Here is a 21,559-nt window from a genome sequence, read left to right as displayed (position 1 = left end):
CGCCGAGGTCACCGTCGACCTGGTGCACCGCGAGGTACGCGCCCAGGGCATCAAGGCCGCATTCGAGCTGGACGAGAACGCCCGTTGGCGACTGCTGGAAGGCCTGGACGACATCAGCCTCACCCTCCGGGAGGAAGACTCCATCGCCGCCTACGAAGCGAACAGGCTGCCCTTCAAGCCGAACGTCGTTCTGTAGTCCGAGCCCGATCCGCACAAAGTCCGCCGACCCTGTGAACGGCTGACGGAAAACGAACAACATTCACCGGGCCGCAGCCCCGCGGACCGGGCGAATTAACCTCGTTCTGCGACCGCCCCAAACCAGGCGGTATGTCACGACGCAGAGCAAAGAGGTAGTCCATGTCCCTGCCCACCAAGGCCGTTGTCGTCATCGCGGAAGAACTTCCGGTCGGCGTCGCGCTCAATACCGCTGCGCTGCTGGGGATCAGCCTCGGCAATCGGGCATCGGATCTGGTGGGTGCGGACGGACCGGACGCCTCCGGGCACCGGCATCTGGGGATGAGTACACACCCCGTTCCGGTGCTCAAGGCGTCCGCCGAACGCCTCAAGGAACTGTACGCGGACGCCGCGGCGCTGGACGGTGTGCTGGTCGCCGATATGAGCGAGGTCGCGCAGAAGTCGCGTACCTACGACGCCTATCTGGCGACTCTTGGCGGCACCAAGCCGGAGGACATGCGGTATCTGGGCGTGATGCTGCACGGCCCGCGGCCGGCCGTCGATTCCCTCACCGGACAGCTTCCGCTCTATCGCTGAATCTCCGCGAATTCTCGCATGGTGAGACAACTGCGTTCTCGGCCCGGCGCGGCGTGATCGGCGATCCCGCTCCCTTATGTTCGCTGCGACGGTGCTACCGCGCGCTCAGGGCGAATGAGTGAACGGCGGAATGGCCATCGGTGCTGAACAGATTCGGCAACGCTGGTTCGGACCGCCCGCCATTGTTAACTTCTGGGGTCGTGGGGGTTCGCCTTCTCGGCTGCGCTCCGCATCTCGCATGTTGATACTCACCAAACGCTGGGGGCTCTGTGTCAGTTGACAAGGGAACGCGACGTATATCGGTCTTCGATACGACTCTGCGGGACGGGGAGCAGGCACCCGGAAATGCCATGACGCCCGAGGAGAAGCTCGATATCGCGCTGCGGATCGAGGCCCTGGGCGTGGACCGGGTGGAGGCCGGCTTCCCGGCCGCGTCGCCCCGTGACTTCGAAGCGACCCGGCTCATCTCCAAGAGCGTCACGAACGCTCAGTTCGTTACCTTCTGCCGTGCCGTGCGCGGCGACGTGGAGGCGGCCGTCGAGGCCGGCGGCACCGCCAACCACCAGGTGGAGACGGTGACCGTGGGCAGCGACATCCACCTCGAGTACAAGCGCGGCATCACGCGCAAGGAAGCCGTCGCGGAGATCGTCGACGTCGTCGAGTTCGCCAAGTCCTTCGGCGTCGAAGAGGTCGCGGTGGCCATCGAGGACGCCACCCGCGGCGCGGACGAGCACCTTCGCAACGTCTCCGAAGCGGTCGTCGAGGCCGGCGCGAGCTGCATCGTCGTTCCCGACACCGTCGGTGCCCTGGTCCCCGGGCAGTACGGTGAGCTGATCGCCAAGTTCCGCGAATGGGTGCCCGGCGTCCGCATTTCCACCCACTGCCACGACGACTTCGGCCTTTCGCTGGGCAATGCGCTGGCCGGTATGGAAGCGGGTGCCGACGAGATCCAGGTGACGCTCGGCGGAATCGGTGAGCGGGCCGGCAACACCCCGCTGGAGCAGCTCGCCGCCGTACTGGCCTACAAGAGCGATTACTACGGCGTGCACAGCGATATCGACCTGGCGGGCATTCACGACGCCTACACCAGGCTCCGCGAGATCATCAAGCTGGAGGAGCCGCGCAACAAGCCCATCGTCGGGGCCTATGCCTTCGGTACCACCGCCGGAATTCACCAGCAGGGCCTGCTGCGCAACCCCGAGACGTACGAATACGTACGGCCCGGCGTGTTCGGCCGTGAGACCACGATTCTGATCGGCCGGCACTCCGGCCGTGCGGTACTGCGCCATCTGCTCGACCAGATCGGCGTCGAGGTGGATGACAAGCAGTTGGAAGCGCTCTACGAGACGCATATCGCCGAGCGTCCGGGCAGCGACTGCGAGGACCTTGCGGTGGTGCGCGACCGCCTCGACCGCGAGCTGGCCGACTGGCCGCGGAAGGCCCGGTGAGCCCGGTGCCGAGCAAGGCGGAAGAACTGGTCCGCAGCTACTACGAACGGGTCGACGCCGACGATGTGGACGGCCTTCTGGGCCTCTTCTCCGAAGAAGCCGTCTACCGGCGGCCCGGCTATGAAGCGATGAACGGCCGGGCCGAGCTGGAAGCGTTCTACCGGGGGGAGCGGGTGATCCGGAAAGGCAGCCACACCGTGCACACCATCACCGAACAGCTGCCTCGGGTCGCGGTCTCCGGAAGTTTCTCCGGCGAACTCAAGGACGGCCGGCAGGTCTCCGTGGAATTCGCCGACTTCTTCACGCTCGAATCGGACGGTCGTTTCGGCCGGCGGGAAACGTTCTTCTACGCGCCGCTGGTGTGAGGACCGTTACCGAACGATGGGGGAACTGTGGCAGGCAATGCCAAAGCCGTGGGCGTATCGGTGACGAGCCGGGCGCTGGCGATTCTCGGAGCATTCGACAGGGTGTACAGCGGCCTGTCGCTCTCCGACCTCTCCAGGCGCACCGGACTTCCACTGGCCACGGCACACCGGCTCATCGGTGAACTCGAATCCTGGGGCGCGCTGGACCGCGATCAGGACGGGCGTTACCGGATCGGGCTGCGCATCTGGGAGCTCGGATCGCTGACGCCCAGCCGTACGGGACTGCGTGAGGCGGCCCTGCCGGCCCTGCTGTCCCTCTCCGAGCTGTCCCGCGAAGAGGTACAGCTGGTCGTCGCGGACGGCGACGACGCGGTGTGCGTGGAACACCTCGGGCCCCGTGAGGGCATCCGCTCGGCGGACCTGAGAGGACTGCGCAGGCCGCTGACCGAGTCCGCCTGCGGGCTGGCGCTGCTGGCCCATCGCGGCGCGGACGGCGAAACGGGACGGGCCGGCGGAGCACCGCGGACCGATGAGGCGCTGCGGGCCGACGCGTCCGTACGCAGCCGCCTGCCACTGATCCGCCGGCACGGCTGTGCGGTGCTCAACGACACCGGGCGCCCCGGCCGGCAGACCGTCGCCATGGCCGTCTGCGACGAGGGCGTCGCCGTGGCCGCGATCGGCCTTTCCACGCCCGAGGGCTCCGCCATCGGGCACTGGCGAGAGATGCTGATCGCCGCCACGGCCGGTGTCCAGCGGGCGCTGCCGCGCCGCCACGCCGTCGCGGCCTGACCGGCCGCGATCTCTGGGGCGCCCGGCACCACCCGGCCGGGCGCCCCTTCCCGTACGGGCGTTCCCTTGAACTGAACTACTCCCCGGTGAGGCATCACTGTGAGCAAGCAAATTGTCATCATCGGAGGCGGCGCCACCGCCGTGAGCGCCTTCGCGCATCTGGCGGGCAGCTCCGGGGTGGAACGCGTCACCTTCGTGGCGCCCGGCCCCATCGGCCTGGGCACCGCTTTCGGCACCACCGACCCGGCCCTGCTGTGCAACACCTCCGTGGACGTGACGGCCCTGAAGGCCGACGGGCGCTCGGACTTCCTCGACTACCTCGCGTCCCGCGGCCACCCGGCGCACCGCGCCGACTTCGCTCCCCGCTACCTCGTCGGCCAGTACTGCCGCGAGCGCTTCTGGCAGTACTCCGACACGGCCCGCCGGGCCGGCACCCGCGTCACCCACATCCGCGACCGCGCGGTGGCCATCGACCGGCACACGGACGCAGACACGGACACGGACGCCACGGCGTACCGAGTGGCGCTCGCCGGCGGGGGATCGGTCACCGGCACCGACATCCTGTTCTGCGCGGGCGCTGACAACCCGGTCCTGCCGCCGGAGCTCCGCCCGTACGCCGGGCACCCCCGTCTGATGGCCACTCCGTACCCCTCGCACAAGCTGCGCCGGCTGCCCGCCGACGCCCGCGTCCTGGTCCTGGGCACCAAGCTGTCCGCGATCGACGCGGCGGTGACCCTGTGCAGGACCGGCAACCGGCGTACGGTCATGACCTCGCCCTCGGGCATGCTGCCGGCCGTCCGCAACCGCCTCGTCCGCCCGGCCGCCCCACGGCTGCGCCAGGACGTATGGGCGGCCCTCGCCGCGAGCGGCACCCCGGAAGGACCCGCGGACGACACGGCGCTGGACCGCACCGTCGCCCGCGAACTGCTCTCCGCCATCCGTGCCGGAGCGCCGGGCGCCCGGGTCGCCCGGCCCCGGCTCTCGGGGCGGCCCGCGACCCTGCTGCGCGAGGAACGGCACCGCGCCGCGGCCGGCCGCATCCCCTGGGAGGACGTGATGGCGGAGCTCATCGACACCGTCAACGCCCAGGTGTCCCGCTGGCGCGCCGACGTGCGCGCCCGTGTGCTGCCCCGCTACCGCGCCCTGATGACCCGTTACATATCGGCCTTCCCGCTGCGCAACGCCACCCTGCTGGACGGCTGGCTCACCGAAGGCAGACTCCGCGTCGCCCCGCGCTACCCGGAACGGATGGAGCCGAGCGGGACCGGATGGTCGGTGCGCTGGCCGGACGGCACCACCGAGACCTTCGACCACATCGTGTGCGCCTCTGGATACCGGGTCGCGCCGCTGACGACCACCGCCACCGGCGTACGCATCGGAGGCGGGGCAGCGGACGGCGCCGCAGTCGAGGCGGACGACGCCGGGCCGCGGCCGGAGATCCTCGAAACCCTGCGGATACGGCTGCGGCCCGACGGCCCCGCCGAACGCATCTGGGCGCTGGGCGCCGGCGCCGGTGCGCGCTTCCCCATCGTCAACTACCTGCGGGCCGCCGCCCAGCACGCGGCCGTCGTCGCCGACCAACTCGGGCAGTACAGCCCCGGAACAACCGAGCCGCTCGCCGAAAGGACGGCCCTGTGATCGCCCTCGTCAACCCCGTCTCCAGCGGAGCGCAACTGACCGAAGCGCTGCTGGAGGAAGGGGCCGAATTCCTGCACGTCTACACGGAGGACCGGGCGCCCGCCGCACCGTCCGGCGGCCTGCCGGTCAAGACCGTGGTGCACACCGGCCTCGACGCGACCGCCGGGCGGCTGCGCGCGATGGGCGTCACCACCGTGCTCGCGGGCAGCGAGTTCGGCGTCACCCTCGCCGACGAGCTCGCCGAGGCCCTCGGTGTGCCGCATCACCGCCACGAGCTGCGCGCCGCCCGCCGGGACAAGTACTGGATGGCCCGCGCGCTGGCCGACGCCGGCGTGCCGCACGCCGGCACCGAAGCCGTGCGCAGCGAGGACGAGCTGCGCACCGTGCTGGACCGCTGGGGGACCTTCCCCGTGGTCGTCAAGCCGTTCAACAGCGCGGGCAGCGACGGCTGCCACATCTGCGCCGACGCCGGCCAGGCCATCGACGCCTTCCGCGCCAACAGCGGCCGGCGCAACCTCATGGGCGAGGTCAACGACGGCGTACTGGTCCAGCAGTTCCTCGAAGGCCCCCAGTACATCGTCAACACGGTGAGCATGACGGGCCGCCACCTGCTCGCCGAGATCTACGCCGAGCGCATCGACCGCGAGCAGGGCGCGCCCGTCCTGCGGCACATCGTTTCCCGCCGCACGCTCGACGAGGCCGAGACCGAGCTCGTCGCGTACGTCATGCGCTGCCTGGACGCGCTGGGCGTCCGCGAGGGCGCCGCACACACCGAAGTGATCCTCACCGCGGGCGGCCCGCGCCTGGTGGAGGTCAACTCCCGGCTCATGGGACCGTACCTGTCCGCCGACGCCTACCACGTCGCGTACGGGTACAGCAGCCCCCATCTGCTGGCGGAAAGCCTGTTGCGGCCCGAGGAGTTCACGAACCGCTTCGACCTGCCGTACGGGCCGGGACGGTCGCTCGCCAAGGTCTATCTGCGGGCACACCGCGCCGGCACGGTGCGGGCGCTGGACGGTCTGCGCCGGGTCCGCCGGCTCCCCGGATTCCACAGCGTGGCCCGGATCCCGGCGGTCGGCGAGCCGGTCCGGGACGGGCAGCTGACCACCGGCGGCTGCGGCGTCGCCTTCTTCGTCCACGAGGACGCCGAACTGCTCCAGCACAGCCTCGACGTCCTGCACGAGATCGAGGACGCGGGCGAGCTGTACCGCATCGAGGACGAGAGCGACACGTCCCCGGCCGCGGAGAGCGGGGACTGACCGTGCCCGTCCTCTGCATCATGGCATCGGTACTGCTGCAGTCCGGGGTGTACGGATTCGTCTCCGGCCGGCTCGGGTCCACGGACAGCCTGGCGCTGTCCTGCGCGGGATTCGGCGCCGCCGCCGTGGTCTTCAACGCGGTGCTGCTGGTCCGGCGCCGCCGTGCGGGGCGGGGCGGCGCGCCCGTCGCACCGCCGCCGGGGGCCGGCCGGCTGCTCCTGGCCATGAACGTGGTCACGGCCGTCACCTTCCTCAGCTTCTACGCCGCGCTGAGCTGGATCCCCTCCGCGCTCGCCACCGGCATCGAGACCGCCATCGGCCCGGCCGTACTCGCCCTGCTCGGGCTCGCCGGGATCGGCCGGCGGGCCACCGCTCCGGGCTGGGCGGCGGCGGGCCTGCTGGTGGTGCTCGGCGGGGCCATCGCCTGGAGCTTCACGGGGGACGGCGGGATGCGGTCGGCCGGGGCGGCGGCGGGGATCGGGCTGGTGCTCGTCGCGGGCATCGGCGCGTCCGTACTCGCCCTGGTGTCAGCGGAGTTGGGGCGCCGGGGTATCGACCCCGTGCACGCCACCGCGCACCGCTTCCACCTCACCTTCCTCTGCGGCGGCGCGCTGCTGCTCGTCGTGGGCGGCACCAGTGCGGTGCGGTCGGCGGACTGGCCGGCGCTGCTGGTCACCGGCGTCCTGGCGGTCACCGTGCCGCTGTTCCTGCTGCAGCGCGGGCTCCAGGGCGCAGACCCGATGGTCGCGATGGTGCTGCTGACCACGCTGCCCGGCGTCACCTATCTCGCCGAGACCGCCTTCCACGGCGGCTTCGACGGATTGTCGTTCGCGCTGATCTGCGCGCTGATGGCGGTCGCCCTGTGGTACGCCCGGCTGTCCCGGGAGGAGCCGTCGAAGGGCGCGGGCGATGGCGACGGTACGGAGGCCGGTTCCCGCGCGGAGTCCGGCCGGAGGTCCGGTCGGGAGTCCGCGCGGGTCCCCGGTTAGCGCAGCGCGGACAGTACCGCTTCGCGCGTCTCCTCGCTGCGCAGCAGGTCCTTGCGGTCGCAGTCGATCCGTATCTCCCGTACGCCGGCGGCACCGTGCGCGAAATGGCGACCGGAGCCGCCGGCGGAGTCGATGTGCAGGACCTCGCCGTCCCAGGGGGAGACCCGGGAGCGGTGCGCGGCCACCAGATGGCTGAGCCAGTCGGCGTACGCGCCCGCCATGTGCGCCGCGCTCTCGATGGCCTCGGCCGGGCCGCTGCCCAGCGCGCGCAGTGCCTCCGCGGCCCGCCGTTCGAGATCGTCCACGAGCGCGTCGACGAAACCCCGCGGGTCGTGGGCGAGGCGGTCGGGGTCCGCCCGCTCGCGGATCTCCTCCTCGGCCGGGTGGACACCCAGCTGGGCGAGCGCGTCGCGGTAACTGTCCAGGACCGGGGTGAGCGTTCCGGGTTCGGCGTCGACGAGGACGAGCCGGGGCACGGCCCCGCCCTCGGGCGTGACCGCCCGGGCGAGTTCGAACGCCAGCGGGGCCGAGGCGCAGTAGGCGGCGATGGCGGTGACCGGGCCGGCGGGTGCCGGGTTGGCGAGCAGCGACCGCGCGGCGTACTCCGAGCCGTTCGTGACCCGGGGCAGCGGACGGCGCAGCAGGTCGTGGGTCCGTACGCCGTGCCCGTCCAGGCGGAGATCGGCGAACCGGGCCTCCGGGCGGTAACCGGGGTAGTCGAGTACGAGCAGCAGCGGCTCGTCGTGGTGGTCCATCAGTGCTGTTCCTCCAGCGAGCGGAGTTGTGCGGTCATGAGGTCCGCCATGTCGTCGAACATGCGGCCCATGAGAGCGAGTTGACGGGCGGCCACGCCGGCTTCCGGCGTCCCGGGGACGGCGGATTGCGGAGTCCCGGGCCGGGGCCGCGCCGTGCGGGATTCCGGGGCCGTCTCCGGCGGCGCGGACGGTTCCGCTGCAGCCCCCGGCAGAGCAGGGATCTCGTACCGGTCGCGGCGGAACGGATGGCCCGGCAGCGGGATCCGCCGTCCATGCGGCGCGATGCTCGCCCAGTCCACGTCCGTGCCCTGCTCGTACAGCGCGCCGAGCGCGGGCCACAGCGCCAGGTCAGGAGCCGTGCCGCGGGCCCGGCTCGCCGTCCAGCGGCTGTCCGGCAGGGCGGCGCGGCCCATCCCGGTGAGCACGTCCCCCGGCCCGGTCTCCAGGAAGTCCGCGCAGCCGGCCGTACGGAGGGCCGTCAGGGCTCCGTGGAAGAGCACCGGGCGGCGGGCCTGGCGGACCAGGAAGCCGGCGTCCAGTACGGTCCCCGCGTCCAGCACCGTGCCCCCGGCGGTGTCGGCGCACGGCATCCGCAGCGCCGTGAAGCGCACCTTCGCGGCGGCGTCCCGCAGCTCGTCCGCGACCGGGTCGAGCAGCGCGGAGTGGAAGGCCCGGTCGACGGCCAGCCGCCGATACGTGAGGTCCTCGGCGGCCAGCAGGCGTTCCGCGGCCTCGACCCGCTCCGGCGCCCCGGAGAGCACATGGGACCGGGGGCCGTTGACCGCGGCGACATCGAGACCCGCCGCGTCGCCGACGCGCCGTACGGTAGCCTCGTCGGCGGCCACGGCGAGCATGCCGCCGGCCATCGCCCCGCAGCTCATGGCGCGCCCCCGGGCGATGACGAACCGGAGACCGTCCGCCAGCGAGAACGCGCCGGCATCGCAGAGCGCGGCGATCTCGCCGAGGCTGTGGCCGATGGCGTACGACGGCTCGACGCCCACCGACCGCCACCACCGTGCCTGCGCCATCTGCAGGGCGAACAGCGCGGGCTGGGCCACCGCCGGCTGCGCGGGTACGGCCTCGGCCCCGTCCGCCAGCAGCACATCGAGCAGACTGCCGCGCTCCGTCCGCCGGTGGATCTCCTCGCAGGTGTCCAGTACCTCGCGGACGACGGGGAGTTCGGCGTAGAGGCCGCGGGCCGCGCCGACGGGGGAGGTGCCCTGCCCGGAGAAGGCGAAGGCAGGCGGTCCCGGGCGGCTGGCCGCGCGCCGGTCCCCGCCCTCGGGGCCGGCCAGGAAGTCCCCCAGGGAGGTGGCCAGTTCGGCCGCCGTCCGGCCGTGCACCACGGTCCGGTACGCATGGTGCGTCCGGCCGCGCGCCAGGGTGAACAGCACGTCGCAGGCGGGGATGCCGGGATGCCGGGTGAGGTGGTCGCGGAGCGCGGCCGCGAGCTCGCGCAGCGACTCCGGGTCGCGGGCGCTGACCGGCACCGGTACCGGCGCGGCGGGCTGCGGTGTCGCGGACCGGACGGGTGGCTCCTCCAGGACGACATGGGCGTTGGTGCCGCCGAACCCGAGCGCGCTGACCCCCGCACGCCGCGGCGCACCCTCCTCGGTGGCCCACTCGCGGGTCTCGGTGGCGAGCCGGAACGGGCTCTCGGCCCATGGCAGCCGGGGGCTGGGCCGGGTCGCGTTGACCGTCGGCACGAGGGTCCGGTGCCGGAGCATGAGCACCGTCTTGATCAGCCCGGCCATCCCCGCGCAGGTGTCCAGATGCCCCACGCTCGGTTTCACCGAGCCCAGCACACAGTGCTGGCGGGTCCGGCCGGCACCGTCCCCGGGCGTCCCGTACGCGCGGGCCAGCGCGGCGAACTCGACCGGGTCGCCCAGTTCGGTGCCGGTGCCGTGGGCCTCCACGTACCCCACCGACTCGGGCGCGACCCGGGCGCGGGCCAGTGCCTGCCGTACCGCCTCGGTGTGGCCCCGCACGCCCGGCGCGGTGAACCCCGCCTTGGCGTCGCCGTCGTTGTTCACCGCCGAGCCGAGCAGCACGGCATGGATCTCGTCGCCGTCCGACAGCGCCCGGTCCAGCCGCTTCAGCAGTACGACGGCGACTCCGTTGCCGCCGACCGTGCCGTCCGAGGCGGCGTCGAAGGCCCGGCAGACGCCGCTCGGCGACAGGATGAAGTCGGGCTGGTAGGCGTACCCGGCCTCCTGCGGCAGATGCACGGCCGCGGCTCCGGCCAGCGCCAGGTCGTTCTCGCCGGACAGCAGGGACTGGGCGGCCAGATGGACGGCCACCAGCGAGGTCGAGCAGGCCGTCTGGACGCCGATCGCGGCGCCGGTGAGGCCGAGCCGGTAGGCGACCCGGGTGGCCAGGAAGTCGTACTGGCCGCCGATCAGGCGCTGCATCTCCGCGGCGATGCCGCCGGTGCCCGAGCCGTTCCGGGCGTAGTACGGCAGGCGCGGGCCGTAGAGGTTCATCCCGCCGCCCGCGTAGACGCCGATGCGGCGACCACCGTCGCCGTCGGACCCGGCGTCCGCGTACCCGCCGTGCTCCAGCGCGCGCTGGCAGCACTCCAGGAACAACCGGTGCGCGGGGTCGGTCAGTTCGGCCTCGCGCGCGCTCATCCCGAAGAAACCGGCGTCGAAGCGGTCGGCGTCGTCCAGCACGCCCGCCACCGGTACCCGGTCCGGCCCGGCCGGCGCTCCCGGATCCTGCGCGAAGGTGCGCACGCTGCACACCCCGGCCCGCAGATTCTCCCAGTACTGATCGACATCGGCGGCGCCGGGGAGCCGCGCGGCCATGCCGACGATCGCGATCCGCCGGTCGTCCCCGTCCGGCGGCCCGCCGACGCGTTCCCGCGCCGCGGCATCCTCGGAGCCGTCACCGGTCGCCAGATGGGCCGCGAGGGCGGCCGCGCTCGGGTGCTCGAAGAGATCGGTGTCGGTGAGCGGCCGCCCCAGGTCACGCTCCAGGCGCAGCCGCACCCGGACCAGCGCCAGCGAGGTCAGCCCCAGTTCGAAGAACGGCGCGGCCGGGTCCGCCGGCCGCCCCAGGACGTCCTCGACGGCCGTACGGATGTGCCGCAGCAGCTCCTGTTCGGTGCGGTGGGCCATGTCAGGGCTCCTTCCGCGCCGACGCCAGCCGGTCCGCCATGGCGCGGACGGTCGGCGCGGCGAAGAACTCGGCCACCGGGATCTTGACGCCCAGCTCCGCGCGGACCCGCTCCAGCAGCCGCACAGCGGACAGCGAGTTCCCGCCCGCGTCGAAGAACGACCGGTCCGGCGGCACGGTGCCGCCGCCCAGCTCGACCGCCCACAGCTTGGCCACCCGCTCCTGCAGATCGGCCGGCTCGCCGGGGCCGCCCTCGGCGTCCTGGCCGTCGGCGGGCGTCGCGGTGCCCATGGCCAGCAGCCGGGCGCGGTCGAGCTTGCCGTTGGGGCCGTAGGGCATACGGTCCAGCCGGAGCCAGAGCTGCGGCACCAGGTAGTGCGGCAGTACCGCGCCCAGCCGCCTGCGCAGCGGCGTACTCCAGTCGTCCCCGGGCGCTGCCTCCACGCCGTGGCCGGCGCTCGGGCCGTCCGGTACGACGTACGCCGCCAGCGCCGTCTCGCCCGCCGCGTCGGGCCGGGCCAGCACCGCGGCCTCCCGTACGCCGGGCAGCCCGCTCAGCGCCCACTGGGCCTCTTCGGGCTCCACACGATGGCCGCGGATCTTCACCTGCGTGTCCCGGCGCCCGTGGTACTCCAGGACGCCGTCCGACCGCAGCCGGACGAGATCGCCGGTCCGGTAGTACCGCTCCGCGGCGCCGGAATCCGGCGCGGCCGTGCCGAAGCCGCGCTCCGTGCTCTCGGGATCACCGACGTAGCCGTGCGCGACCTGCACGCCCCCGATGAGGAGTTCACCGACCACTCCGACCGGCACCGGCCGGTCGTGGCCGTCGACGATGCGGACGGTCACGTTGTCGACCGGCCGGCCGATGGGCGGTACCGGCCCGGCGGCCGGATCGACCCGGTGCGAGGTCACCACCACGGACGTCTCGGTCGGCCCGTACTGGTTGTACAGCGTCAGCCCGGGGCACGCGGCGGCGAGCGCGCGCAGTTCGGGCGTGAGGGTGAGCTTCTCGCCGCCGATCAGGAGCTGCCGCAGCGACGGCACCCGCGCCAGCTCGCCCGCCAGGCTCTTGAGCGGCGTGAACGGCACGCTCATGCGCTGCACCTCGTACTCCCGCAGCCGGTCGGCCACCGCGGCGGGATCGTGACGCGTCGCGTCGTCGAGGAGGACCAGCGTGGCGCCGGAGCCGAGGGTCGAGAAGATCTCCTGCACGCTCACGTCGAAGCCCGGCGAGGTCCACTGGACCGTACGCAGCGCCCCCAACCTCCGCAGCTGCCAGCGGATCAGGTTGACCGGGCCCCGGTGCGGTACGGCCACCGCCTTCGGCCGGCCGGTCGACCCGGAGGTGTAGATGAGATACGCGGCGTCCTCGGGGTCCACCGTCCGCCCGAGAGGTGTGTCCGGCAGGGCATCGTCGAGGTCGTCGATCCACTGGACGGGGCACGGGAAGCTCTCCGCGTCCCCGCCGTCCACCTCGCGGTCGGCGACGACCAGCGCGGCGCCGCTGTCCGTCAGCATGAACCGGCGGCGTTCGGCGGGCAGCGAGCGGTCCACGGGTACGTACGCGGCGCCGCACTTCAGGATGGCGAGGATCGCGGTGATCAGGGCCGTACCGCGCGGCAGACAGACCGCGGCCGTGTCACCCCGGTCCAGGCCCCGGGCCGCGAGGGCGTGCGCGAGCCGGTTCGCGGCGGCGTCGAGCGCGCCGTAGCCGACCGGCTCGCCGTCCCCCACGAGGGCCACCGCGTCGGGTGTCTCCGCGGCCCGCGCCTCGACGAGCCCGTGGAGCGTCGCCGGGTCCGTGGGGCCCGCGTCGACCCGCTCGCCCTGCAGACGGTCGAGGACCCGCCGGTCGCTTTCGGTGAGGGCGGGCAGCCGGGACAGCGGGAGGCCGGGGGAGTCCACCGCGTGGCGCAGCAGCTCCGCCACGTACTCGACGATCCGGCGCACCGTGGTCCCGTCGAACATTTCGGTGTCGTACTCGGCGGTGCAGCGGATGCCGTCCGGGCGGTCGGCGAAGTAGAGCGTGAGGTCGACCGGTGTCTCGTTGCGCGGTACGTCGAGCAGCTCGGCGGTCAGGCCGGTGCCGCCGAAGTCGGGCGTGCTGTGCGCCTCGAACTCCACCATCACCTGGAACAGCGGGTTCCGGCCCGCGGCGCGCTCCGGGTTGACCGCCTCGACGACCTGGTCGAAGGGGATGTCCCGGTACTGCATGGCCTCGGCCGTCCGGGCGCCGACCCGTCGTACGAGGTCCCCGAAGGCCGGGTCGCCCGACAGATCGAGCCGCAGCGCGAGGGTCTCGACGAACATGCCGACCGTGTGCGCGGCGTCGCTCGGCCGGTTGCTGACGGCCGTTCCGAGCACGACGTCGTCCTGTCCCGCGAACCGGCCGAGGGTGGCGCCGACCGCGCCGAGGAGCGTCATGAACAGCGTGCAGCCCTGCTCCTTGCCGAGCGCCCGTACGCGCTCGGACAGCGTGGCATCCAGGGTGTGCGCGAGGCTGGCGCCGGCCGCCGGGGCCGCGGTCCGCGGCCGGTCGGTGGGCAGTTCGAGGGGCGCCGCACCGGACAGCTCGCGGCGCCAGAACTCCAGGCCCTCGGTGAGGTGACCGTCGGACGGGGCGTCCTCGTCCGCGGGCGGCACGGCGGCGGTGCCCACCTCGGCGAGATCCGTCGGCTCGCCGGGCCAGGCGCGGTAGAACGCGGCCAGGTCCTGGCACAGGACCTCGGTGGAGGCGGCGTCGAAGACGATGTGGTGGGCGACCAGGTACAGCAGATGGCAGTCGTCGGCGAGCCGGCCGAGCCGCGCGCGCAGCAGCGGCCCCCGCGCGAGATCGAAGTCCTCGGCGTCCGCGTCGTCCCGCAGACGCAGCAGCGCGGTGTCGTCGTCGAGGCCGGTCAGCGGGACGACCGGGCAGTCGACGGCGACGGAGTCCAGCACGGTCTGCTCCAGGACGCCCTCGGCGTTCTCCCGGAAGACGGTACGCAGCTGCGGATGCCGGTCGACGGTACGCCGCAGGGCGACCCGCAGCGCATCGGTGTCCAACGGGCCTTCGAGGAGCAGCGCCTTGGGCTCGTGGTAGGTGTGCCGGCCCGGGTGCATCCGGTCGAGCAGCCACATGCGGCGCTGGAGGGGGGTGGCGGGGGCGCGCCTGGGGGCGGGGGCGCGCCGGTCGTCGGTGCGCGGAGGGTGCCGGTCCTCGGGTCGCGGAGCGTGGTTGTCCTCGGGCCGTGGGGCGGACTGTGGGGCGGGCCGTGTGTACTCCTCGCGGAGTCCGTCCAGTTCGGGAAGCGCGTCGAGCATCAGGTCCGGCCGCACACCGAAGTCGATGAAGCAGCCGATCTCGTCGGCGCCCGCCGCCGTCAGCGCATCCAGTACCGGGCGAACGCTGTCCCGGCTGCCGATCAGGGCCCGGGACGCGCAGTACCGGTCGTACGCCCGGTCCAGGACGAAGTCCAGGTCCTCCGGGTCCGTGGCCGCCAGGTCGACGTCGATCCCGAGGCTGTTGGCGAGGGAGTCGAAGAGGCCGAGCGAGGACCGCAGATAGTCGCAGAAGGGCCGGCGGGCCTCCTGTCGCGCCCGTTCCGCGTCCGCGCCGAGATACGTGTGGACGAGCACGACGACCCGGCCCGCGTCCGGATCCAGGCCGTGGGCCGCGCGGGTACGCCGGTACAGCGCGATGTTCTCCCGCAGGTCCTCGACGCTCTGCGACATCAGATTGGTGACGATGCCGAGCCCGGCCCGCGCCGCCCGCGCATAACTGTCCGGGTTCGACAGCACGGCGGCGAACATCGGGGGCGATTCCTGTACGGGCGCGGGGTGGAGGGCGATCTCCACCGCCTCACCGGTGCCGGACATGGCCGGCACGGTACGCCCGGCCCACAATTCCCGTACGGTCTCCAGTCCTTCGTACATCACGTCCCGCTGGCGGCCGTAATTCTCCGGCGCCAGCGCGAAATCGCGGGAATTCCAGCCGCTGGCGAAACTCAGTCCCGCCCGGCCGCCGGAGAGATTGTCCACGACGGACCATTCCTCGGCGACCCGGACGGGATGGTGCAGCGGGAGCACGACGGAACCGGCGTGCAGCCGGATGCGGGAGGTGACGGTGGCCAGGGACGCCGCGAGCACCGAGGGATTGGGGAAGAGCGCGCCGAAGGAATGGAAATGCCGCTCGGGGATCCAGAGCGTGTGGAATCCGCGCTCGTCGCCGAATCGCGCGGCCTTGAGCAAATGTTCGTAGCTGACCGCGGCGTTCTGGTCCGGATAGTCGCCGAAGAAGTAGAGGCTGAAATCGGGGCGGTCGGTGGGGGCCGGTGTGGCGGCGGGGCGCGGGGAGGGGGCCGGCGCCGGCGCCGGCGAGGGCAGTCGGGTGGCCTCGGGGGCCGGGGTGCGGACCGCCGACGGGGCGTCCGCGGGCCGCACCGCCGGTGGGGCGTCCGCGGGCCGCACCGCCGGTGGGGCGTCTGCGGGCCGCAGCCCGCCGAGCACCCGCAGCTGCTCGGCCGCCAGCTCAGAGAACTTGGTGAACATCCGGTCCGCGAGCCGGAGCTGGGCATTGACGACCGCGACGGCCGACTCTCCCGCCGACTCCACGGCCGACTCTTCCGCCGGCTCCACGGTGGGCCCCGCGGCCGACTCCACGGCGGGCCCCGCGGCCGGCTCCGGGGCGACCTCCGGGGCCGTCGCCGAAACCGCCCCCCGCTCCGCCAGCACCCCCGCCAGCTTGTGCGGGGTATCGGTCCCCGAGAACAGCTCCCGGACCGAGACCCGCACTCCGAATTCCTTCTGTACCTCTCTCGCCAGAGCCATCAGGGACAGCGAATCCGCGCCGGAGGCCACGAACGTCCGGTCACCGTCGAGCTGTTCCGCCGGACGCCCCAACTGCCGGGCGACCAATGCCAGTACGTCCGCAGTGCTTGCCACTTCGCGATTCTCCATTCCTCCGCCGCCCGTCACGCGCCGCGTCGCCAGAACGCGCCCAGACCGTCGATGTCCTCGATCGGCTCCGTTACGCCGTATTCGTCACGCCAGTCGTGGACCGCTTCCCGGCACACCGGAATGTGGTAGTCGTCGACGATGACGAATCCGCCGGGAGACAGCTTGGGATAGAGATGGACGAGCGTGTCCCGCGTGGATTCGTAGAGGTCGCTGTCCAGCCGGAGAATGGAAAGCCGGTCGATGGGCGCGGTCGGCAGGGTGTCCTTGAACCAGCCGGGCAGAAAGGACACCTGCTCGTCCAGCAGCCCGTACCGCTCGAAATTCCCGCGCACGGTGGGCAGATCGGTGGCGAGAAACGCGTTGTACTGGTCTGTCGCCAGTTCGCGGTCGCCATCGTGCGTCGTGGCATCCGCCTGCGGCATTCCCTGGAAGGAGTCGGCCACCCATACCCGGCGGTCCGTGACGCCGTACGCCTTGAGAATCGCCCGCAGGAAGATGCAGGTACCGCCGCGCCACACCCCGGTCTCGATGAAGTCGCCGGGAACGCCGTCCGCCAGAACGGTCTTGACGCAGCTCTCCACGTTCTCCAGCCGGCGTATCCCGATCATGGTGTGCGCGACGCTCGGCCAGTCGACGCCCAGCCGCCGGTTGAGCTCGTCGTACTGCTCGGCCGGCGCCCAGGTCGCGGGGATGGGCGGGTCCTCGTAAATGGTGTTGGCCAGGACCTTCTTCATCAGGTCCAGATACAGCTGTGCGGTGTCTTCGGTCTGTTCGGTCTGCGCGGTCGAGTGCACGACAACCATCCCAGGGCGTCTCAGGGGGAGGGACCGGTGCGGGTGATCCCGCTCTGGACCCTAGGGACGTTGTGCCGGGTCGCGGCCGAGTCTTCCGCAGGACGAAAGCCTTCTGCCGGGCCGGCCCGCGCTCGTGGCATCGTCGCCGGGTCGGCCGGGCGCCGGCCGGCGGAGCGGAGGAGAGAGCTGGTGTCCATGCGCGTGGGCGAGTTGATCGGGGAACAGGTACGGCGGCGTCCCGACGCCACCGCCCTGATCGCCCCGGACGGCCGGATCGGCTACGCGGAACTGGACCGGCGCGCGAACTCGGTCGCCCGGCGCCTGGTACGCGAAGGCGTGCGCCCGGGGGACGTGGTGCTCGTCCAGGCGCCGCGCGGTCTGCGGCTCGGCGTGGCAGTGCTGGCCGTGCTCCGCGCGGGCGGCGCCTTCTGCGTCGTGGACCCCCGCTACCCCGAGGACCGCACCCGCCACATGTGGCAGCGCAGCGGGGCACGCATCGCCCTCACGACACCGGACCAGGCCCCGGCCCAGGTGCCGGACGGTCTCCGCGTACTGGTCATGGACGGTACGGAAGGGACTGACGGGACCGGGGCGGGGATCGGGACCGCTGACGGGAGCGGAACTCCGGACGACGCGTTCGAGCCGGTGGTGCCGCGCCCCGAGGACCCGGCGTACACCGTCTTCACCTCGGGCTCCACGGGCGGCCCCAAGGCCATCGCCATGCCGCACCGCGCCCTGGACAACCTCATCGCCTGGACCCTGGCCAGTACGTCCGGCCGGCCGCTGCGCACCATGATGTTCGCGCCCCTCGGCTTCGACGTCTTCGTGCAGGAGGTCTTCACCGCCTGGTGCAGCGGCGGCACCCTCCACACCCCGGCCGACGACGAACGCGCCGACCTGCAGCGCGTGCTGGACCGCCTGGTCGAGTGGGAGATCGAGCGGCTCTTCGTCCCGCCCGTCGCGTTGAGCCGACTGGCCGACCTGGCCTGCGCGTTCGGCCGCTTCCCGACCGGGCTGCGGGAGGTCGCGGCGGCCGGCGAGGCGCTGCGCATCACCCCGGGAATCCGCACGTTCTTCGAGCGGCTGCCCGGCTGCCGGCTGCACAACCACTACGGGCCCGCCGAGACGCATGTGGCGGTCGCCCATACCCTCACCGGCCCGCCGCGGTCCTGGCCCGACGCCCCGCCCATCGGCCGGCCGGTACCCGGCTTCGCGGCGCATGTACGCGCCGGCGAGCTGTGGCTTTCGGGAGCGGGCCTGGCCCTGGGGTACGTGTCCGAACCGGAGTTGACCGCCGAGCGCTTCCCGGTGGCCGAGGCGGAGCCGGGCGGTGCGCGGGTCCGTATGTACCGCACCGGCGACCTGGTCGCGCGCCGCCCGGACGGCATCCTGGAGTACCGCGGCCGGGCCGATGACCAGGTGAAGATCCGGGGCTACCGTGTCGAGCCCGCCGAGATCGAGGCCGTACTGGGCCGCCATCCCGCGGTCCGGGAGTGCGCCGTGGTGCCGTGGGAGCCGTCGCCCGGCGCCGAGCGGCAGCTGGTCGCCCATGTGGTGGCCGAGCCGGGGCACGAGGCCGGGCAGGAGACCCTGCGCCGGCACCTCGCCGCCCGGCTGCCCGACCACATGGTCCCGCGGCACCTTTGTACCGCCGCGTCGCTGCCGCTCTCCCCGAACGGCAAGATCGACCGCAGACGGCTGCCACCCCCGGTGACCGCCCCGGCCCGTACGCCCTCCACCGCACCCGCCGCGTTCTCCACCTCCCACCGGGGCGGCGTCGAGGGGGCCGTTGCCGAGCTCTGGTCGGAGGTACTGGGCGTGCCCGTCGACCCGCGCGACGCGTCCCGGCCGTTCGGCGAACTGGGCGGGACGTCGCTCTCGGCCGCCCTCCTCGTCACCCGCCTGCACGCGCGCTTCCAGGTGCGGATCGACATCCACGAGTTCTTGGAGAAGCCGACCATCGGCGCGCTGACCGCCCTGGTCACCGAACGGAGACCGGTATGAGGCCGACCTGGATCCGCACCTTCCACCGCTCGGCCGCACCGGCCCGCCGGCTGCTCTGCTTCCCGTACGCGGGCGGCTCGGCGAGCTACTACTTCCCGCTGTCCGCCGTGCTGTGCCCCGCCGTGCAGGTGCTCGGCGTGCAGTACCCCGGCCGCCAGGACCGGGCAGCGGAACCGGCCATCGAGGATCTCGGCGTCCTCGCGGACCGGATCGCCGAGGCGGTCGCCGGGGACATCGAAGGCGCCCGACCGGTCCTGTTCGGCCACAGCATGGGCGCGTTGCTCGCTTTCGAGACCGCCCGGCGCCTGGAGGAGAAGTACGCTGCGCCGCCCGCCGGTCTCATCGTCTCGGGCATGGTCCCGCCGGACCGCCGCCCGGCGCTCCGCCTCGGCACCGAGGACGAGATCGTCGAGGAGCTCCGCCTGCTGCGCGGTATCGACCCGGCGCTGCTGGCGGACCCGGAGCTGCGCGCCCTGGTTCTTCCGGCGCTGCGCAGCGATTGGCGGGCGGTCGCGTCGTACGCACCGGATACGCACGCAGTCCTGTCCTGCCCGATCACCGTGCTGACGGGGCGGGACGATGCGCTGGTGGACCCGGACGCCGCAGCCGGCTGGGCCGCCCGGACCACGGCGGACTTTTCCTTGCGTACGTTCCCCGGCGGCCACTTCTACCTCGACGGCTTCCCGCCGGAGATCACCGCGGCCGTCAAGGCGGCGACCTTCCTGGCCTGAATCCCCGCACGCCCCAAGCCCGCAAGCCCCCAAGCCCGCAGGCCCGCGCATCCCAGGCCCCCGGCCCCGCAGGCCCGAAAGGACAGCATCCACCATGCCGGAACGGCTCTACCTGCTCGCGGCCGGGACCTTCTTCCTCGGCACGGACGTCTTCGTCATCGCCGGCATGCTGCCCGGGATCGGGCACTCCCTCGGTACGACGCTCGCCGCCGCCGGCCAGCTCATGACGGCCTTCTCGCTCGCCTACGCCGTGCTCGGCCCGCTGCTGTCCAGTGCGCTCGGCAACCGGGCGCCGCGCACCACCCTGACCGCCGCGCTCTGTGCGGCGGCGCTCGGCAATCTCGTCTGCGCCGGCGCCGACTCGCTCCTGGCCGCGATGGCCGGCCGGGTGCTGGTGGCCGCCGGGGCCTGCCAGTTCACCCCGCAGGTGGCGGCGCTGGCGGCGGCACTGGTGCCCGAGGACCGGCAGGGCAGGGCGCTGGCGCTGGTCAACAGCGGGCTGGTGATGGGCTCCGTGCTCGGCGTCCCGGCCGGCACGTGGGCCGCCTCGGCCTTCGGCTGGCGCCCCACCCTGGTCGTCCTCGCGCTGGGCACGGCCGCGGTCGGGCTGTGCCTGGTCAGGGGGTTGCGGGGGATCGGTACGGTACGGCCTGCCGTCGGCGCGCGCGAGCGGCTCGCCGCCCTGCGCGGACCGGGCATCCGGGCCGTACTGGCCGTCACCGTCTGCGCCGTGATCGCCGAGTACTCCGTCCTCACCTACGCGGGCGCGGTGTTCGCCGACGCGACCGGTGGCGACGGCACCCGCCTCGCGGTGCTGCTGCTCGCCTTCGGCCTCGGCGGCATGGCGGGCAACGCCGTCGCCGGGGCCTGCATGGACCGGCCCGCCGGCCGCCGGCTCGTCCTGATCTCGGTCGTCGGCATGGCCGTCAACTTCCTCGCCATGCCCTGGGCCGTGGACTCCTTCCCGACAGCGCTGGCGTCCATGGTGCTGTGGGGCGTCACCGGCTGGATGTACGCGGCGCCGCAGCAGCACCGGCTGCTGCGGCTGGCCGGGCCCGCCGGGCCGCTCGCCGTGTCGATGAACAGCTCGGTGATCTACGTGGGAGCCGCGCTCGGCGGCGCGACCGGCGGCCTGCTGCTGTCGTTGCTGTCCCCGCTGGACGGCCGCTGGATCGCCCTCCCCGCCGCGGCCGTCTGCGCCCTGGCGCTCCTGCCCGAGGCCGCCTTCCACCGCGCGACGCGTACGCGCGAGGCCACGCCACTGCCGTCAGCCGGTTGACCGTCCTGGCGCGCCCGCGCGGAGCCCGGCCATGACGAGGTCCAGGAGGCGGGTGGCGCGGGACTCCCAGTCCCCCTGGGCGCCGATCTGCCAGAGGCCGGCGATGGCGAGCAGGAAGTCGTCGGGGGTGACCCCCGGACGGATGGTGCCGGCCTCCTCGTTCGCGCTCAGCAGGAGCGTCACGGCCGAGGTCAGCGGGGCGTGCCCCAGGCCGGCCAGGCTGCCCTGGGAGCAGGTGGCCTTGCGCATCGCGTCGGCCAGACCGGCCTTGGCCATGGCGTACTGGGCGAGGCGGCTCATCCACTCCCGCAGCGCCTGGTCCGGCGGGCGGGTTTCGAGCAGCTGGGCCGCCGCGTCGGCGACCTGCTGCATCTCGTAGCGGTAGACCTCCAGGACGAGCGCCTCGCGGTTCGGGAAGTTCCGGTAGAAGGTCCCCTGCCCGACGCCCGCCTTCTTCGCGATCGTGCTCAGCGGGGCGTCCGCCGAGCGCGTCAGTTCGGCCAGCGCCACTTCCAGGATGCGCTCGCGATTCCGTTGCGCGTCCGAGCGCAGTGGTGGGTCGTTCGGCTGCTGCACTCGTCCTCCTTCCGAGAACCGCGCACGGGAATCACCGCCGGGCGGGCCTTGCTAAGCGGACAGCTGTCCGATAGGTTCCGTGGTTACGGACAGTTGTCCGCTTAGA

At 73.0% G+C, this 21,559-nt stretch carries 15 protein-coding genes and 1 pseudogene; 11 read left to right on the top strand and 5 right to left on the bottom strand.

The window, feature by feature from the left end; translation table 11 throughout:
* The 8 genes and pseudogenes from IF04_RS0133500 to IF04_RS0133465 form a co-directional block, all read left to right on the top strand.
* Positions 1–196, top strand: a pseudogene (locus IF04_RS0133500) (3-isopropylmalate dehydratase small subunit); the annotation flags it as partial.
* Between the two features lie 161 nt (positions 197–357).
* Positions 358–771 (top strand): DUF2000 domain-containing protein, encoded by a 414-nt coding sequence (locus tag IF04_RS0133495; protein WP_030266780.1) that lies wholly within the window; start codon positions 358–360, stop codon positions 769–771.
* Positions 772–1,040: 269 nt separating this feature from the next.
* Positions 1,041–2,219, top strand: coding sequence for a LeuA family protein (locus IF04_RS0133490; RefSeq protein ID WP_030266778.1), 1,179 nt, complete (start codon positions 1,041–1,043; stop codon positions 2,217–2,219).
* Positions 2,216–2,584 (top strand): nuclear transport factor 2 family protein, encoded by a 369-nt coding sequence (locus IF04_RS0133485; RefSeq protein WP_245654588.1) that lies wholly within the window; start codon positions 2,216–2,218, stop codon positions 2,582–2,584. Before IF04_RS0133490 ends, IF04_RS0133485 begins: the two co-directional genes overlap by 4 nt.
* A 27-nt stretch (positions 2,585–2,611) precedes the next feature.
* Positions 2,612–3,373, top strand: coding sequence for an IclR family transcriptional regulator (locus IF04_RS0133480; protein WP_078601141.1), 762 nt, complete (start codon positions 2,612–2,614; stop codon positions 3,371–3,373).
* A 99-nt stretch (positions 3,374–3,472) separates the two neighbouring features.
* Positions 3,473–5,011 carry an FAD/NAD(P)-binding protein gene (locus tag IF04_RS39180; protein ID WP_030266770.1) on the top strand — a complete coding sequence of 513 codons (1,539 nt, stop codon included), beginning with the start codon at positions 3,473–3,475 and terminating at the stop codon, positions 5,009–5,011.
* A complete protein-coding gene (locus IF04_RS37940) occupies positions 5,008–6,270 on the top strand; it encodes an ATP-grasp domain-containing protein (protein ID WP_051831798.1) in 1,263 nt (420 codons plus the stop codon). Before IF04_RS39180 ends, IF04_RS37940 begins: the two co-directional genes overlap by 4 nt.
* Before the next feature lie 20 nt (positions 6,271–6,290).
* On the top strand, positions 6,291–7,259 hold the full coding sequence (locus IF04_RS0133465; protein ID WP_157847750.1) for an EamA family transporter: 969 nt from the start codon (positions 6,291–6,293) through the stop codon (positions 7,257–7,259).
* On the opposite strand, the gene IF04_RS0133460 is transcribed toward IF04_RS0133465, so the two are convergent.
* Genes IF04_RS0133460 through IF04_RS0133445 form a run of 4 tightly spaced genes read right to left on the bottom strand, consistent with a single transcriptional unit; the run spans position 7,256 to position 16,863 of the window.
* Positions 7,256–8,014, bottom strand: coding sequence for an alpha/beta hydrolase family protein (locus IF04_RS0133460; protein ID WP_030266763.1), 759 nt, complete (start codon positions 8,012–8,014; stop codon positions 7,256–7,258). The two genes, IF04_RS0133465 and IF04_RS0133460, sit on opposite strands and share 4 nt — an antisense overlap.
* Positions 8,014–11,133, bottom strand: a complete 3,120-nt coding sequence (locus IF04_RS0133455) for a type I polyketide synthase (protein ID WP_051831797.1) — start codon at positions 11,131–11,133, stop codon at positions 8,014–8,016. The genes IF04_RS0133460 and IF04_RS0133455 overlap by 1 nt, the downstream gene beginning before the upstream one ends.
* A 1-nt stretch (position 11,134) precedes the next feature.
* Positions 11,135–16,054, bottom strand: a complete 4,920-nt coding sequence (locus tag IF04_RS0133450) for a non-ribosomal peptide synthetase (protein WP_169746163.1) — start codon at positions 16,052–16,054, stop codon at positions 11,135–11,137.
* A 29-nt stretch (positions 16,055–16,083) separates the two neighbouring features.
* Positions 16,084–16,863: a TylF/MycF family methyltransferase gene (locus tag IF04_RS0133445; protein ID WP_245654587.1), complete on the bottom strand. Its 780-nt coding sequence runs from the start codon at positions 16,861–16,863 to the stop codon at positions 16,084–16,086.
* 195 nt (positions 16,864–17,058) lie between these two features.
* On the opposite strand from IF04_RS0133445, the gene IF04_RS0133440 reads away from it, so the two are divergent.
* From IF04_RS0133440 to IF04_RS0133430, 3 genes are all read left to right on the top strand, one after another.
* Positions 17,059–18,867: a non-ribosomal peptide synthetase gene (locus IF04_RS0133440; protein WP_245654591.1), complete on the top strand. Its 1,809-nt coding sequence runs from the start codon at positions 17,059–17,061 to the stop codon at positions 18,865–18,867.
* The gene (locus IF04_RS0133435; protein ID WP_030266746.1) at positions 18,864–19,598 is read left to right on the top strand and encodes a thioesterase II family protein; all 735 of its coding nucleotides are present in this window, start codon (positions 18,864–18,866) and stop codon (positions 19,596–19,598) included. Before IF04_RS0133440 ends, IF04_RS0133435 begins: the two co-directional genes overlap by 4 nt.
* Positions 19,599–19,692: 94 nt before the next feature.
* On the top strand, positions 19,693–20,877 hold the full coding sequence (locus tag IF04_RS0133430; RefSeq protein ID WP_030266743.1) for an MFS transporter: 1,185 nt from the start codon (positions 19,693–19,695) through the stop codon (positions 20,875–20,877).
* Here the strand turns inward: IF04_RS0133430 and IF04_RS0133425 are convergent.
* Positions 20,866–21,453, bottom strand: a complete 588-nt coding sequence (locus IF04_RS0133425) for a TetR/AcrR family transcriptional regulator (RefSeq protein ID WP_030266740.1) — start codon at positions 21,451–21,453, stop codon at positions 20,866–20,868. The two genes, IF04_RS0133430 and IF04_RS0133425, sit on opposite strands and share 12 nt — an antisense overlap.
* Between the last annotated feature and the right edge of the window lie 106 nt (positions 21,454–21,559).

The organism is Streptomyces violens, assembly GCF_000717745.1.
Lineage (GTDB): Bacteria > Actinomycetota > Actinomycetes > Streptomycetales > Streptomycetaceae > Streptomyces > Streptomyces violens.
Note: the sequence above shows the minus strand (reverse complement) of the source record. Positions and strands in the feature narration are given on the sequence as shown.